Origin of the sequence: Sphingobium sp. UBA5915, from assembly GCF_002431195.1 — a bacterium.
Classification (GTDB): Bacteria; Pseudomonadota; Alphaproteobacteria; order Sphingomonadales; family Sphingomonadaceae; genus Sphingobium; species Sphingobium soli.
Genome location: NZ_DJDV01000075.1, coordinates 75,819 through 90,335 on the forward strand (window position 1 = coordinate 75,819; position 14,517 = coordinate 90,335).

The window sequence follows — 14,517 nt, forward strand, 5'->3', positions numbered from 1 at the left end:
CAGTCGCCATCCCGTTCAAGGGATCGCGCCCTTTGGACGATCAAAGACGCGCGAGGGGGTACCGGAAAGATCGGTATCAACCAGCGCGGAGAAGCCCAGTCTTTGCGCCACACTGATGGACGCAACATTGTCGGGATGAATGATGCAGCGAAGCGATGGCGCCTCACCATGGGCGTCGGCCCATGTCAGCACCGCAGTCATTGCCTCAAGCGCGATCCCCTTGCCCCAGGCGTCGGGCGTCAGCACCCAGCCGGCTTCCGGCACGCTCTCCAGTTCAGGCAGTCCCCGCGCGGCACTGAGCAGTCCCGCTTCCCCCAGGAAGGCGCCGCTCTTTCGATCTTCGATCGCCCACATGCCATAGCCCAGCAACGACCACATGCCGGCGTAGCGTAGCAACCTGAACCACACCGCCTGCCCGTCCTGCGGCGCGCCACCAATATGCTTCACCACCCGCTCGTCCGCCCAAAGCGTCCGGCAGCTGGCATAGTCAGCCAGGCTGTGCGGGCGAAGGATCAGGCGGGCGGTCTCCAATATCGGCGCGTTGGTCATCGCTCGATTAAAGGGCGCAGCCCTTGGTCCGGTCAAGCCATTGAGGGCGACAATTTATCCTTCCGGTCATCCATCCGGGCCGCCGCATAGGGCGTGTCGGCACTGGCGATCAGATCCCGGTCATCCACGGCCCAGGGATAGAAGTTGGGCCGGAAATAGCCGAGCCAAGGCAAAGCGACCCTCCGCAATATGCCGGGACGCAGCAGCGCATAGCGCAGCAGCCCGCCCCATGCAGCCGAGCCCGTCACCCCATCCTGCCGCAACAAATCCATCATGCCGCGGGCGCGATGGTGCACGAAATGGCGTGTCACGACCAGCATCATCATCGACCTGACCCACCAGCGTCGAAAGCGCGGCCAGTCGCGGGTTGCATGGACCCATGTGTCATGCGCCACCCCTTTATGCTCGATTTCCTCGACGGCGTGCCAGCGCCAGAGCGCGGCCACTTCGGGATTGGCCCCGTCCAGATACCGTGAATCGCGCAGCAACTGATGCGCCAGAATCGCGGTAAAATGCTCCAGCGCCATGGTGGCCGCCAGGCTGATGATCGGCGGCCGCTGCCTCGCAAGTTCCAGCACCATCGTCACGTCCGCATCCAGGCGCGACACGTCGTAACCGTGATCGGTCACTTGCCGGTTGAAGGCGACATGTTCGCGGCTATGCGCGACTTCCTGCCGCGTGAAGGCCGCAATCTCCCGCGCCAATTGGCCCGGCGCCCCATCGCGGAAGGCCCGTACGGACTCGATGAAAAAGGCTTCGCCGCGGGGAAAGGTGATCGACAGGGCATTGAAGAAAGCCGTGGCGATCGGATCGCCATTCAGCCAATGTCGCTGTGCCCGGCGATCCCGACCGAAACGACGATCCCGGGGGGTGATGGTGAGGTCGGTGGGTGTCATGAGGACGCCTTCGTTGCTTACTGACATTTATGTAAATAAGAGAAACTGACACCAATGTCAATAAAACGCGCACGCCTTAGCCCCGACCAGAGCCGCCGCGCCGCCATGGAGGCCGCGCGCGCGCTGTTGATCGAGGCGGGACCGCAGGCCGTGACGCTGAAGGCCGTGGCGAGCCGGATCGATCGTACCCATGCCAATCTTCTCCACCATTTCGGATCGGCGGCCGGGCTGCAAAAGGCGCTGGCGGCGCATTTGGCCGAGACCATCACCGCCAGCATCGGCGAGACGGTGGAGGCCGCCCGACGCGGCGAAGTGGGTCCGCGCGCTATCGTCGACATGACCTTCGACGCCTTTGACGCGCAGGGCGCGGGCGCGCTCGCCAGCTGGATGCTCGCATCCGGCAATGAGGATGCGCTCGACCCGGTGGTGGAAGCGATCCACCGCCTCGTCGATCGGATCGCCGGCAGTGCGTTGAGCGCGGACCTTGCTGAACTGATCCGGGAAAATACGCTGATGCTGGTCCTGCTCGCACTGGGCGATTCGCAATTGGGTGGGCCGATGGCCGCCGCGATCGGATTGCCACGGGCCAAGGCGCGTGAAATCGCGACCCGCAGCCTCACCTTTGCCCTGATGCAGGAGGCCGCGACGATCGCCGCGCAAGCCGAGGTTTAACTTTGCCGCCAATGGGGCTATGGGCGCGCCATGCATTTCCTCGATCAAGCAAAAATCTTTATCAAGTCCGGCTGGGGCGGTCCTGGCGCGGTCAGCTTCCGGCGCGAAAAATATGTCGAATATGGCGGCCCGGACGGCGGCAATGGCGGCAAGGGCGGCGACATCATCTTTGAAGCCGTGGCCGGCCTCAACACGCTGATCGATTTTCGCTACACCCAGCATTTCAAGGCGCAGCGCGGCCAGCCCGGCATGGGCAAGAATCGCTATGGCGCGGGCGGCGACGACCTGGTCGTCAAGGTGCCGGTCGGCACGCAGATCCTGTCCGATCCGACCCCGATTGAGGGGACGGAGGACGAAGACGGATCGATGGAATATGAGCAGGAACTACTTGCCGACTTCACCGAGGTAGGCCAGCGCATCGTCCTGCTGCGCGGCGGCGATGGCGGGCGGGGGAACCTCTCGTACAAGACGAGCACCAATCGCGCCCCGCGCCAGCATGGCACGGGCTGGCCGGGCCAGGAAATGTGGGTATGGCTGCGCCTCAAGCTGCTGGCTGATGTCGGCCTCGTCGGGATGCCCAATGCGGGCAAGTCGACGCTCATCAATCAAGTGACGAATACCAAGGCGAAGGTCGGCGCCTATGCCTTCACCACCACCAAACCGCAACTTGGCGTGGTACTGCACCGCGATCGCGAATTTGTGCTGGCGGACATTCCCGGCCTTATCGAAGGAGCCGCCGAGGGAGCAGGTATAGGCGATCGGTTCCTGGGGCATATCGAACGCTGCCGGGTGCTGTTGCACCTGATCGACGCGACCGGCGACGATCCGGTCGAAGCCTTTCGCATCGTGACCGACGAACTGGCGGCCTATGGCGGAGGGCTGGACGAAAAGCCCCAGCTGGTCGCTCTCAACAAGGGGGACTTGCTGGGTCAGGAACTGATGGAAGACATTGCCGACCAGTTACGCGAGGAAGCCGGCGTCGAGGATGTGTTCATCATTTCGGGCGCAACCGGCGAAGGCGTCGGCGCGCTGCTGGACGCGGTGCTGCCGATGCTGGACGCTCCGGCACCACGTGAGGAAGAGGACGCGCCTGAGGCCGAGAAGCCATGGTCGCCGATTTGACAACCCCATAGCCTGCCTCCGTTCGGTTCGAGCTTGTCGAGAACGATGCGCGAGGGTTCTCGACAAGCTCGAAGCGAATGGATTGTATTTTAGACCGCCATGAACCCCCTCTCCGGTTTCCCTCCTGCGCTCGTCCGCCGCCTCGTCATCAAGGTCGGCTCGGCCCTGCTGGTCGATCCTGCGGGAGAGGTGCGCGTTGACTGGCTGCGCACGCTGGTCGCGGACGTCGCTGCCCGCAAGGCGGCGGGACAGCAGGTCATCATCGTATCTTCGGGCGCCATCGCGCTGGGGGCAAGGCGGCTCAAACTGCCCAAAGGCGGGCGAGGGTCGCTCGAAGATGCGCAGGCCGCCGCTGCCACCGGGCAGATCGCACTGTCGCAATGCTGGGCGGGCCTGCTCGATCAGCAAGGCATCACGGCCGCACAGATGCTGGTGACGCTGGACGATCTGGAAAACCGGCGGCGCTACCTCAACGCATCGGCGACGCTGGAGCGGTTGATGACGCTCGACGTCGTGCCCGTCGTCAACGAAAATGACAGCGTAGCGACCGCTGAAATCCGGTTCGGCGACAATGATCGGCTGGCGGCGCGTATCGGACAGGCGGCACGGGCTGACGCGGTTGTCCTGCTTTCCGATGTTGACGGGCTTTACACCGCCAACCCGCAGGTCGATGCGACCGCGATGTTGATTGATACGATCGAGACGATCGACGCGCGGATCGCGGCGATGGCGGACGGCGGCTCCGCGTCGGGTATGGGGTCGGGGGGCATGGTGTCCAAGATACAGGCGGCCCGCATCGCCACCGGGGCAGGCGCGCATCTGGCAATTATATCTGGCAAGATTGACGCGCCGCTGTCGCATTGGGCCGATGGTGGGCGGGGCTCCATATTTCTGGCCGCGCAGGCCAAGGGCGCGCGCAAGGGCTGGCTCGCGGGTCGGTTGACGACTCAAGGGCGGATCATCGTGGACGCAGGCGCGGAACAGGCGCTGGCCAAGGGCAACAGCCTGTTACCCGCCGGTGTCGCCCGCGTCGAAGGTGTGTTCGATCGCGGCGATGTGATCGACATAGTGGCGCAGGACGGCCGCGTGATCGCGCGTGGCCTGATCGAATATGACAGCGTCGCCGCCGCCAGGATCGCAGGCCGCCGCAGCGAGGACATACCCGCCCTGCTGGGCGAAATGCCCCGGTCGGTATTGGTCCATCGCGACCATCTGGCAATGATCTGAGCCATGGCGCCGTTTCGCATCGCCATGACCGGCGCAACCGGTTTTGTGGGCACAGACGTGCTCGAACAGGCATTGGGAGAAGGTCTGCGCGTCAATGCGCTGACGCGGCGGGCGCAACCGCCCCGCGCCCGGCTGAAATGGGTGCCAGGGGCTCTGGAAGACGCCGCCGCGCTCGATACGCTGGTACGCGACGCCGATGCCGTCATCCACATTGCCGGCGTCGTCAACGCGCCCGACCGCGCCGGTTTCGAGGCCGGCAATGCGCGCGGGACGGTGGCGGTCATCGACGCCATGCGCCGGCGCGGCATCCGTCGGCTGGTCCATGTCTCCTCGCTCGCCGCGCGCGAGCCCGAATTGTCGGATTATGGCTGGTCGAAGGCGCTGGCCGAACGCCACGTGAAGGCGAGCGCGCTTGATTGGACGATCGTCCGTCCCCCCGCCATTTACGGCCCCAATGATCGCGAAATGCTGGACCTGTTCCGCATGGCCAAGCGCGGGATCATGATGCTGCCCCCCGGCGGGCGGCTGTCGGTCATCCATGTCGGCGATCTGGCACGGCTGCTGCTGGCGGCGGCGAAGGAGACGGAAAACAGCCTTACCAGCACTTACGAAGTCGATGACGGCACGCCGGGCGGATGGGATCATCACGATTTCGGCGCCGCGATCGGCCGCGCCGTGGGGCGGCAGGTGCGAACATTGGCGACGCCGCGCTGGGCACTCGGCATGGCGGCGCGGACAGACCGGATGATACGCGGCGGCAAGGCGAAGCTGACACCCGACCGCGTGGACTATTTCTGCCATCCCGACTGGGTGGTCGCGCCGACGATGCAGCCGCCCCGGCGCTTGTGGATGCCCCAGGTTCCGACCGAAGACGGTCTCAAAGCCACAGCGGCCGCCTATCGAGAAAAGGGCTGGATCTGATCCTGGGTTAACGGATAACGGAACCCTTGTGACCAGCCGGCGCTTGGGTTCCCATGACCGAACGCATGTCCCCTTCCGAACAGCCCAGCGCCCGCCGCCTGCAACGCGCAGGATGCTGGGTCGTTGGCCTTATTCTGGCGATCGTCATCGTCATCTTCCTGGCGCGCAACATCTGGCATGGCGAGGAATTGCAGGAGGATCAGGCCAGGGGCGGCGCCAATGTGACCCAGCATACCGGCAAAAGCTACGACTGAGCCCTCAGCGATCCTCGGGCGCGGGCTGCTTTGCCCGTTGCTCGGCCAGAAATGCGCTGATCGCCTGCCCGCTGGCATTGAGCAGCGGGTAGGTGCGCGCGTCGCTCAGCCAATCGGGCCGGCGTGCGCCGCTGCCGTAGAAAGTGTCGTAGACCAGGCTGAAGGCAAGGAAGATCAACGTCGCGCCGATCAGACCCTTCACCGCGCCAAAACCCGCGCCCAAGACCCGGTCGACCGGTCCCAGGATCGACTGGCGCGTACGCCGGCCGATGGCATGGGCCAGCATCTTGCCCGCGCCGAATGTAACGCCGAACACAAGGACCAGCGCTAGCACCGCCGCACCGCTCGGCGAGCCGACAAAGGCGCTGAGCAGTTCGGCAGCCGATGCATGAAAGAGACGGATGGCGAAGATCGCCAGCACCCAGGCGATGAGAGACAGGGTTTCCAGCACGAAACCGCGCAGCAGCCCCAGCACGGCACACCCGCCGATGGCGAGCAGAACGAGAATGTCGATGGCGTTCATCGCCTGCGTGGCTATCCGCGTCCCAGCATCTGGTCAACCAGCTGCGCGAGCGTGCGAAAACCACTCACCGCTATCCCGTTCACGCCATCGCTGGCGGACGCGGGCACGAAGGCCCTGTTGAAGCCCAATTTGGCCGCCTCCCGCAACCGCAGCGGTGCATGTGCGACGGGCCGGATCTCGCTCGACAAGGCGACTTCGCCGAACAGCACGACGTCGGCGGGCACCGGCCGCTCCGATAACGCCGAGATCAACGCGGCCGCGACGGCCAGATCGGCGGCGGGATCGGACAGGCGATACCCGCCCGCGACGTTGAGATATACCTCGGCCGTCGAAAAGCTGAGGCCACAGCGCGCCTCCAGCACGGCAAGGATCATCGCCAGCCGGCCATTGTCCCAGCCGACGACGGCCCGACGCGGCGTCGCGCCACTCGACAGGCGCACGACCAGCGCCTGTATCTCCACCAGCACGGGTCGCGTCCCTTCCAGCGCCGGGAAGACCGTTGCGCCTGTCACCGTCTCGTCCCGGTTGGTGAGGAACAAAGCCGACGGATTGGCGACCTCCTCCAACCCTTCGGCCACCATCGCGAAGACGCCGATCTCGTCGGTACCGCCAAAGCGGTTCTTGACCGCGCGCAGGATACGATATTGGTGGCTGCGTTCGCCTTCGAACGCCAGCACGGTATCGACCATATGTTCCAGCACGCGCGGCCCCGCGATGCTGCCATCCTTGGTGACGTGCCCCACGAGGATCAGCGCGGTGCCGCGCTGCTTGGCGAATTTGATGAGTTCCTGGGACGAGGCGCGCACCTGGCTGACAGTTCCGGGCGCGCCCTCGATCAGGTCGCTGTGCATGGTCTGGATCGAATCGATGATGAGCAGCGCGGGTGGCGGCCCCTCCCCCAGCGTGGTCAATATGTCGCGCACGGATGTCGCGCTCGCCAATTGCACCGGCGCGGTGCCAAGGCCCAGCCGCTGCGCCCGCAACCGCACTTGGTCGGCCGCCTCCTCACCGCTGATATAGGCGACTGAAAGGCCGCGCATCGCGATCCGCGCCGCCGCCTGGAGCAGCAGGGTCGATTTGCCGATACCCGGATCGCCGCCGATAAGGGTCGCGGAGCCATGAACGATGCCGCCCCCTAGCGCCCGGTCGAATTCGGCAATGCCGGTGCTCGTGCGCGGGGGCAGCTCGACCGTGTTGTCAAGACCCACCAGCGTGATTGCCCGGCCGCCATTTTGCAGGTCGTGCCGCGCGGAAAAGACCGTCTCCCCGGCTTCCTCGACAATGCTGTTCCATTCGCCGCAATCCTCACACTGCCCCTGCCATCGGTTGGTGACGGTGCCGCATTGCTGACAGACGAATTTTCGCTTTGCCTTGGCCATGACCTGTCATGGCGAAAGGCAAGGAACAGTTCAAGAACGATCGCGGTCGCAGTGGAAACATCGTCCATGCTCGGGCATTGAAACGGCATGAAAACGATCCGCGTCGCCAGCTACAATATTCGCAAGGCCATTGGCACCGATCGGCGACGGATCCCGGAAAGGGTGCTGGAAGTCCTGGGGGAGGTCGACGCGGACATCATCGCCTTGCAGGAGGCAGACCGACGTTTCGGCGTACGCTCGGCCGCCATTCCGCCGCGGCTGCTCGACATGTTGAGCGGTTACAAGTCCGTGCCGCTCAATATCCAGACCGACTCGATGGGCTGGCATGGCAATGCGATCCTGGTTCGCAAGGACGCCGAAATTGGCGTCCATGACGTGCTGCACCTGCCCTATCTGGAACCGCGCGGCGCGACCATGGCGGAAATCACGGCGAAGGACATCACTGTGCGCGTGTTTGGCATGCATCTTGACCTGTCGGGCCTGTGGCGTCGCCGGCAGGCGGCTGCGGTCATCCATGCTGCTGCACAAGGCGAAAGCTTGCCCACCATCTTGATGGGCGATCTCAACGAATGGAGCGCAAATGGGGGGTGTCTGGCTGATTTTGGCCGTCATTACAGCTTTGCCCCCTGCGGCCGCAGCTTTCACGCTCGCCGGCCCGTCGCCCGGTTGGACCGTATCATGCATTGCAGCCAACTGACCCTGAAGACCTGCGGCGTCCATGAAAGCGCCGCCGCGCGCAAGGCATCCGATCATCTGCCGATCTGGGCGGAATTCTCTGTTGATTGAGGTCGTCTTGCTGTTCGGCAACCTGTCATCGCCCTCGACAATGCGCTCTGCCTCTGCGACCCTGATACCATGAAGGAGCGGGAATTACGGCTCGCGCTGGTCTGCTACGGCGGCATCAGCCTGGCCATCTACATGCACGGCATCACCAAGGAAGTGTGGCGGCTCGCCCGCGCCAGCCGCGCTTATCATGACAATGCAGCGCCCAGCAGCGGCAGCGAAGCCGTCTATCGCGCGCTCATCGGCGCGATCGAGACGCAAAGCGGCATTCGCCTGCGCGTCATGCCCGACATCATCGCAGGAGCCAGCGCCGGCGGCATCAACGGCATCTTCCTGGCGCAAGCGATAGAAACCGGGCAATCGCTGGAACCGCTGACCGACCTCTGGCTCGACAATGCCGATGTCGATCAATTGCTGGACCCCGACGCCCGACCAGCCCGCGCTTTCACCAAATTCTGGGCGACGCCGCTCGTCTGGATGGCGGCGCGCCATCCGGGCGATGCGGTGGAACGCACCGTGGCGCCCGGCACCCGGGAAGAGGTGCGGATGAAATTGTCGCGCTTCATCCGGTCGCGCTGGTTCGACCCGCCGTTCGGCGGAGAAATTTTCACCACCATGCTGCTCGACGCGTTCGATGCCATGGCGGCGGCCGATCGGGGACCGCCCTTGCTGCCTGAAGGCCATCCGCTCGACCTGTTCGTCACGGTCACGGATTTCGAAGGCCATCCCCAAAGCCTTAATCTCAACAGTCCGCCGCAGGTCATCGAAACCGAACATCGGCTCTCCATCGGCTTCCGCGCGCGCGGGCGGGGCGAAAGGCTGTTCGCCGACACTGCCGAACTGGTGTTCGCCGCCCGCGCGACGGCCAGTTTCCCCGGCGCTTTCCCGCCCTTTACCGCGCGGGAACTTGATAGGGTGCTGAAGCGCAAACACCGCAACTGGCCAACCCGCGACATTTTTCTCGCGCGTGCCCTGCCGCGTCACGCCGCGCGCGGCGCCGCCGAGGACGCCGTGCTGATCGACGGATCGGTCCTGGCCAACGCTCCCTTCGCCCAAGCGATCGGCGCGCTGCGTAACCGGCCATCACGCCGCGAGGTGGATCGGCGCTTCGTCTACATCGATCCCAAGCCGGGGCACCGGTCCATCCGCCTTAACAAGGAGGGGCAGCAGGAAGACCTGCCGAGCGGAGCGACTCCGCCCCTTCCCGGCTTTTTCCGCACCATCTTCGGCGCGCTGTCCGACATTCCGCGCGAACAACCCATTCGCGACAATCTGGATGTCATCGACCGCCATTCCGCGCGCATCCGTCGCATGCGGCGGATTTTCGACGCGCTGCGCCCCGGCATTGAGGCGGATGTGGAGAGCGCGGTCGGCCGCATGCTGTTTCTGGACCGGCCAACGCCCGCGCGTCTGTCAGCCTGGCGCGCCAAGGCGCAGCAGCGCGCCGCCGGCGCTGCCGGCTTCGCCTATCCCGCTTATGGCCATCTCAAATTATCGGGCATCGTCGAATCGCTTTGTGCGCTTCTGTTCCGGTTGAGCGGAGAGGATAGCGCCATGATGCGCGAAGCCTATCGCCAGGCAATATGGGCAGCGGTGCGCAATCAGGGCGCCGACCAATTAAGCGAGAGCAGCGGATCGGCCGCGGCACCCGTCGCCTTCTTCCGCGCCCATGATCTCGCGTTCCGCATCCGCCGTCTGCGATTTATGGCGCGCCGTCTGGCCGAAACTCTGGAGATAGAGGCGCAGGCGGAGGATTCTGCGGTGCTCGCCATGCATGACGCGATTTATGGCGCGCTGTCTCTCTATGCCGAATGCGAAGACCATGACTTTTATGGCGACAGCGTCGTTGCCGCAGCCAAAGCCGTACCTGGCGACGCCGCCGCCGCGCTGGATGCGGTGGCGGCGGCGCGGGACCTCAAGGCCCGCGACGAGTCGGCCGACCGGATGCTGGCGGAGGCTCTGGCCGGGCTGCCCAAGGCAGGTCGCCGCACCATGTTGCTGGCCTATCTCGGCTTTCCCTTCACTGACATTGCCTCTCTACCGTTGCTCCAGGGCGACACTCTGGATGAATATGATCCGGTCAAGGTGGACCGGATTTCGCCGGAAGATTGCTCTGCCATTCGTCCGGGCGGCGCCGAAGCAACGCTGAAAGGGATAGAATTCAACAACTTCGGCGCATTTTTCAGCCGGGTCTATCGCGAGAATGATTATCTATGGGGGCGGCTGCACGGCATCGAACGGCTTCTAGACATCGTGAATTCGAGTGTTCCTGCGGCAAGTCGGCTTTCGCCAGACATGCTGGCCGACTATAGGCGGGCGGCGTTTCTGGCGATCCTCGACGAGGAAGAGTCGCGCTTGCCGCATGTTGCGGACTTGATCGCCAGCTTGCGGGAGGAAATCGGGTGAGCAGGCGTTTGGTGCTGGTTCCGATGGCTATGATGCTGGCGCTGACCGCCGGCTGCCGTGCGTCCGACGACAGCGCGCAGACGGACGATGTTGCCCAGCCGCTTCAGCCGACAGCCACTCAGGCTACCGCCCCGGAACCGCCCGCGCCTCAGCCCGCTGCGCCACCGAAGCCTACGCCGGCAGCAGCGGCCGCCGCTCCGACGCCCGCCAGTCCTGTCGTCACCGTGCGTACGCAACCCGCCCCTTACTTCCCGCTCGACTTACCCCCATCCGACGTCGCTGCCAGTGCCGCGCCCTTCCCGCGCGAGGTGACGGAATTCATGGTTTCGCGCGATGGCTGCGACCATTTTCGCGGCGAGGACCCCTATGACGCTGAACGCCGCGCCTTCATCCAGGAAAATATCGACGAGCTTTGCCGGGGCACGGACGCGCGCCTGGCTATGCTGCGGCGGCGCTATGCCGGCGACCCGTCGGTGATCGCCGCCCTGAAAGGCTATGACGACCGGATCGAAACGCAGCTCAGCTATCGCTGATCACTCCAGCAAGGCATCGATCGCCCGCGCCAGGTCTACATCCCGCTGGGACAGGCCGCCTGCGTCATGCGTTGTCAGCACAATGTCGACGCGATTATAGACGTTGGACCATTCGGGATGATGGTCGGCCTTCTCCGCCAAAATGGCGACCCGCGTCATAAAACCGAAGGCGGCGTTAAAGTCGGCGAAGGTGAAGCGGCGGGATAGTCCGTCCGGGTCGGTAATCGCAGTCCAGTTCGATAGGTGCGAGAGCGCCTTGGCGCGTTCGTCTTCGTTCAACCTGGCGATCATGTCTCTATCCCTTGGCGGCGCTTTGCGCTTATGTGGCAGTCATGTCGCAGACCCGTCAACCGCCGCGCTTCGCGCCTACCGCGCAGGACATCGAAACGCTCGCGCTTGAAGCTCTGAGCCGGCTGCCCGATCCCTTTCGGGAACATCTGCTCAACGTCGTGCTGTTTGTCGAAGACTTCGCCGATTCCGACACGCTGCGGGCGATGGACATTGACGACCCCTTCGGCCTCACTGGGCTTTATACCGGGCGCCCGGTCGGGCAAGACGCGCAGACGGGCGATACGCCCCCTATGATCCACCTGTTTCGCCGTCCCCTGCTCGACGAATGGGTCGAAACCGGGGTGCCCCTCGACGCCCTCATCACCCATGTCGTCGTGCATGAGATTGGCCATCATTTCGGCCTGTCCGACATCGATATGCACGTGCTGGAGGATATGGTCGGATCATGATCGATGCGGCGCTGCGGCTCGACGACGTCGCCTGCGTGCGCGGCGGGCGGATGTTGTTCCGCGGCGTTTACCTGACATTGGCTCCAGGGAACGGCGCGATGCTCACCGGTCCCAATGGCGTGGGCAAATCCAGCCTATTGCGGCTTTGCGCCGGGCTGCTTCCGGCTTTCACCGGATCGGTAGCCCGGAGCGGGGGCGTGGCGCTATGCGACGAGAAGCTGGCGCTGGACAGCGATGCGACGCTTCATAAGGCGCTGTCCTTCTGGGCCGCGATCGACAAGGCGGACCCGGCGCAGGTCGATGCCGCAATCGACGTCATGGCCTTGGGCCCGCTTGCCTGCGTGCCGGTGCGAATGCTTTCGACGGGGCAACGAAAGCGCGCCATGCTTGCGCGGACCATCGCGAGCGGTGCAGCGATATGGCTGCTGGACGAGCCGGGCAATGGCCTCGACGCCGCCTCGCTCGAACTTCTGGGCTACGCCGTTGAGCGCCATCTGGCCAATGGGGGAATCTCCCTCGTCGCGTCCCACCAACCTCTTTCCATACCCGCGCCGGTGACGATCCACCTGCCAGACCATCAGGTCGCGCCGGAATGAGGCTGGTGTGGCTTCTCGTCCGCCGGGACTTGCGGCAAGCCTGGATATCGGCCGGGCTCTGGCTGCCTGTGGCGTTCCTGCTGCTCGTCGCCAGCCTCTACCCTTTCGCGGTCGGGCCCGACGCCCGGCTGCTCGCGCGTACCGGAGGAGGCATGCTCTGGATCGCCGCGCTGCTCGCCAGCCTGCTGCCGGTGGATCGCCTGATCGCCCCGGATGCGCAGGCCGGCGTGCTTGATCAGATGGCCGCGCGCGGCACTGGCGAAGAAATGATCGTGCTGGCCCGCCTGGTGGCGCACTGGATCGGCTTTGGACCGCCCTTGATGCTTGCGGCCCTGCCCGCGGCCGCCTTGCTGAAGCTGGACAGCGCGATGATGGTCCGCCTCGAAATCGGCCTGCTCATCGGTACGCCGGCACTTGCTGCCCTTGGCCTGCTTGTCGCTACGCTCACTGCCGGTTTGCGCTCCAGCGGTGCGCTGGCGGGGCTCCTTGCGCTGCCGCTTGCCGTGCCGCTGCTGATTTTCGGCGCCGGCACATTGGGGGATGGCAGCGGAGCCGCGCTCAAATTTCTCGCGGCCGCGTCGCTGTTGCTAGTCGCGATCACGCCTTTCGCCGGCGGGGCAGCGCTGCGCGCCGGGCGCGAATAGCGACAGGCGGCCGCCAAACCGGCTCTAAACGCCGGTCAATAATATCCTCATTGACCTTCACGCGCGGCGGGCATAGCAGGGCGGCGCTTTTCCCAAGGACAAGAGTGCCCGAACAATGACCTATGTCGTGACCGACAATTGCATCCGCTGCAAATTCATGGATTGCGTCGAGGTCTGCCCCGTAGATTGTTTCTACGAGGGGGAAAATATGCTGGTTATCAACCCCAGCGAGTGCATCGATTGCGGTGTGTGCGAGCCGGAATGTCCTGCCGAAGCGATCCTGCCCGACACCGAGAACGGCCTGGAAAAATGGCTGGAGCTCAACACCAAATATTCCGCCGAATGGCCCAACATCACGGTCAAGGGCGATGCGCCGGCTGATGCCGAAGCCATGAATGGCGTCGAGAACAAGCTCGACCAGTTCTTTTCTCCCGAACCGGGCAAGGGCGACTAAGCCAGCCTCGATCGCGTTAACGTCTCATATCGAGCCACGCTCCCAGCGATTATGTCTGGGGGTGGTAATTTTGTTACGAATCTGCTAAAAGCGGCCGCAACGGTCGGATTCCCCTAGATGCGGCCCTGGAGAATGAACTTCATGTCTTGACGGGTCGCGCCGGGCACATTGTGGCATTCCGCTTTGTTTCGCTGCTCCGCGACGGCCCGCCTCCCGCTAGAATTGGAAAGGTATCAAATGGCTGCCAAGGCGCTGTCCTTTGACGTTGGTGATTATGTCGTTTACCCCAAGCATGGCGTTGGCCGTGTGATCGAGCTTCAGAAGGAGCAGATTGCGGGCATGGAATTGGAGCTCTATGTGCTCCGGTTCGAAAAGGAGCGCATGACGCTCCGCGTGCCGACCAACAAGGCCGAAGGCGTAGGTATGCGCAAGCTCTCTTCCAACAAGACGTTGGAAGAGGCCATGGAAACGCTCAAGGGCAAGCCCAAGGTCAAGCGCACCATGTGGTCGCGGCGTGCGCAGGAATATGAAGCGAAAATCAATTCGGGCGATCTGGTGTCGATCGCCGAAGTGACCCGCGACTTGTTCCGCGCCGACGATCAGCCGGAACAAAGCTATTCGGAGCGCCAGATTTTCGAAGCCGCTTCGAGCCGCCTGGCGCGCGAACTGGCCGCTATGGAAGAGACGGACGAACCAAGCGCTCTACAGAAAATCCTGCGCATCCTGAATGAGGCCGCGCCCAAATATGCAAAGGTCGAGGGCTGATCATTCGTCGTTTTTGAGACATAAAAAAGGAGCGCTTCGACCCTGTCGATGCG

Annotated in this window: 18 protein-coding genes; 13 read left to right on the forward strand and 5 right to left on the reverse strand. The window is 64.3% G+C overall.

Translation table 11 applies throughout. The features are described from left to right. Nucleotides 1-15: 15 nt before the first annotated feature. The gene (locus B2V90_RS12505) at nucleotides 16-549 is read right to left on the reverse strand and encodes a GNAT family N-acetyltransferase (RefSeq protein WP_228220731.1); all 534 of its coding nucleotides are present in this window, start codon (nucleotides 547-549) and stop codon (nucleotides 16-18) included. A 32-nt stretch (nucleotides 550-581) separates the two neighbouring features. Further along, nucleotides 582-1,445: a metal-dependent hydrolase gene (locus B2V90_RS12510; RefSeq protein ID WP_228220730.1), complete on the reverse strand. Its 864-nt coding sequence runs from the start codon at nucleotides 1,443-1,445 to the stop codon at nucleotides 582-584. Between the two features lie 54 nt (nucleotides 1,446-1,499). Here B2V90_RS12510 and B2V90_RS12515 point away from each other — a divergent pair, with 54 nt between their 5' ends. From B2V90_RS12515 to B2V90_RS12535, 5 genes are all read left to right on the forward strand, one after another. Then, nucleotides 1,500-2,117 carry a TetR/AcrR family transcriptional regulator gene (locus tag B2V90_RS12515; RefSeq protein ID WP_228220729.1) on the forward strand — a complete coding sequence of 206 codons (618 nt, stop codon included), beginning with the start codon at nucleotides 1,500-1,502 and terminating at the stop codon, nucleotides 2,115-2,117. 30 nt (nucleotides 2,118-2,147) lie between these two features. Further along, nucleotides 2,148-3,239, forward strand: coding sequence for a GTPase ObgE (gene obgE, locus B2V90_RS12520; protein ID WP_009822436.1), 1,092 nt, complete (start codon nucleotides 2,148-2,150; stop codon nucleotides 3,237-3,239). Nucleotides 3,240-3,338: 99 nt separating this feature from the next. Then, the gene (gene proB, locus B2V90_RS12525) at nucleotides 3,339-4,466 is read left to right on the forward strand and encodes a glutamate 5-kinase (protein WP_228220728.1); all 1,128 of its coding nucleotides are present in this window, start codon (nucleotides 3,339-3,341) and stop codon (nucleotides 4,464-4,466) included. A 24-nt stretch (nucleotides 4,467-4,490) separates the two neighbouring features. After that, nucleotides 4,491-5,387, forward strand: coding sequence for an NAD-dependent epimerase/dehydratase family protein (locus tag B2V90_RS12530; protein ID WP_228220876.1), 897 nt, complete (start codon nucleotides 4,491-4,493; stop codon nucleotides 5,385-5,387). Between the two features lie 65 nt (nucleotides 5,388-5,452). Further along, nucleotides 5,453-5,641 (forward strand): hypothetical protein, encoded by a 189-nt coding sequence (locus B2V90_RS12535; RefSeq protein WP_293921521.1) that lies wholly within the window; start codon nucleotides 5,453-5,455, stop codon nucleotides 5,639-5,641. 4 nt (nucleotides 5,642-5,645) lie between these two features. Here the strand turns inward: B2V90_RS12535 and B2V90_RS12540 are convergent, their stop codons facing one another. Beyond that, the gene (locus B2V90_RS12540; protein ID WP_009822440.1) at nucleotides 5,646-6,164 is read right to left on the reverse strand and encodes a CvpA family protein; all 519 of its coding nucleotides are present in this window, start codon (nucleotides 6,162-6,164) and stop codon (nucleotides 5,646-5,648) included. Nucleotides 6,165-6,175: 11 nt separating this feature from the next. Beyond that, nucleotides 6,176-7,543, reverse strand: coding sequence for a DNA repair protein RadA (gene radA, locus B2V90_RS12545; RefSeq protein WP_293921532.1), 1,368 nt, complete (start codon nucleotides 7,541-7,543; stop codon nucleotides 6,176-6,178). Nucleotides 7,544-7,630: 87 nt separating this feature from the next. Between radA and B2V90_RS12550 the strand changes: the two genes are divergently transcribed. The 3 genes from B2V90_RS12550 (at nucleotide 7,631) to B2V90_RS12560 (ending at nucleotide 11,265) form a co-directional block, all read left to right on the forward strand. Further along, nucleotides 7,631-8,329 (forward strand): endonuclease/exonuclease/phosphatase family protein, encoded by a 699-nt coding sequence (locus B2V90_RS12550; RefSeq protein ID WP_228220725.1) that lies wholly within the window; start codon nucleotides 7,631-7,633, stop codon nucleotides 8,327-8,329. A gap of 69 nt (nucleotides 8,330-8,398) precedes the next feature. Beyond that, nucleotides 8,399-10,732 carry a patatin-like protein gene (locus tag B2V90_RS12555; RefSeq protein ID WP_228220724.1) on the forward strand — a complete coding sequence of 778 codons (2,334 nt, stop codon included), beginning with the start codon at nucleotides 8,399-8,401 and terminating at the stop codon, nucleotides 10,730-10,732. Nucleotides 10,733-10,761: 29 nt separating this feature from the next. Continuing rightward, nucleotides 10,762-11,265 (forward strand): hypothetical protein, encoded by a 504-nt coding sequence (locus B2V90_RS12560; protein ID WP_228220875.1) that lies wholly within the window; start codon nucleotides 10,762-10,764, stop codon nucleotides 11,263-11,265. Here B2V90_RS12560 and B2V90_RS12565 read toward each other — a convergent pair whose 3' ends face one another. Beyond that, on the reverse strand, nucleotides 11,266-11,556 hold the full coding sequence (locus tag B2V90_RS12565; RefSeq protein ID WP_228220723.1) for a 4a-hydroxytetrahydrobiopterin dehydratase: 291 nt from the start codon (nucleotides 11,554-11,556) through the stop codon (nucleotides 11,266-11,268). It lies immediately after the preceding gene. Between the two features lie 41 nt (nucleotides 11,557-11,597). Here B2V90_RS12565 and B2V90_RS12570 point away from each other — a divergent pair, with 41 nt between their 5' ends. From B2V90_RS12570 to B2V90_RS12590, 5 genes are all read left to right on the forward strand, one after another. Beyond that, nucleotides 11,598-12,005, forward strand: a complete 408-nt coding sequence (locus B2V90_RS12570) for a metallopeptidase family protein (protein ID WP_009822446.1) — start codon at nucleotides 11,598-11,600, stop codon at nucleotides 12,003-12,005. Continuing rightward, nucleotides 12,002-12,601, forward strand: coding sequence for a heme ABC exporter ATP-binding protein CcmA (gene ccmA / locus B2V90_RS12575; RefSeq protein WP_228220722.1), 600 nt, complete (start codon nucleotides 12,002-12,004; stop codon nucleotides 12,599-12,601). The genes B2V90_RS12570 and ccmA overlap by 4 nt, the downstream gene beginning before the upstream one ends. Continuing rightward, a complete protein-coding gene (locus B2V90_RS12580; protein WP_228220721.1) occupies nucleotides 12,598-13,245 on the forward strand; it encodes a heme exporter protein CcmB in 648 nt (215 codons plus the stop codon). The genes ccmA and B2V90_RS12580 overlap by 4 nt, the downstream gene beginning before the upstream one ends. Before the next feature lie 115 nt (nucleotides 13,246-13,360). After that, nucleotides 13,361-13,699, forward strand: a complete 339-nt coding sequence (gene fdxA, locus B2V90_RS12585) for a ferredoxin FdxA (protein ID WP_228220720.1) — start codon at nucleotides 13,361-13,363, stop codon at nucleotides 13,697-13,699. 237 nt (nucleotides 13,700-13,936) lie between these two features. Next, nucleotides 13,937-14,464, forward strand: a complete 528-nt coding sequence (locus B2V90_RS12590; RefSeq protein WP_009822450.1) for a CarD family transcriptional regulator — start codon at nucleotides 13,937-13,939, stop codon at nucleotides 14,462-14,464. The last annotated feature ends 53 nt before the right edge of the window (nucleotides 14,465-14,517 follow it).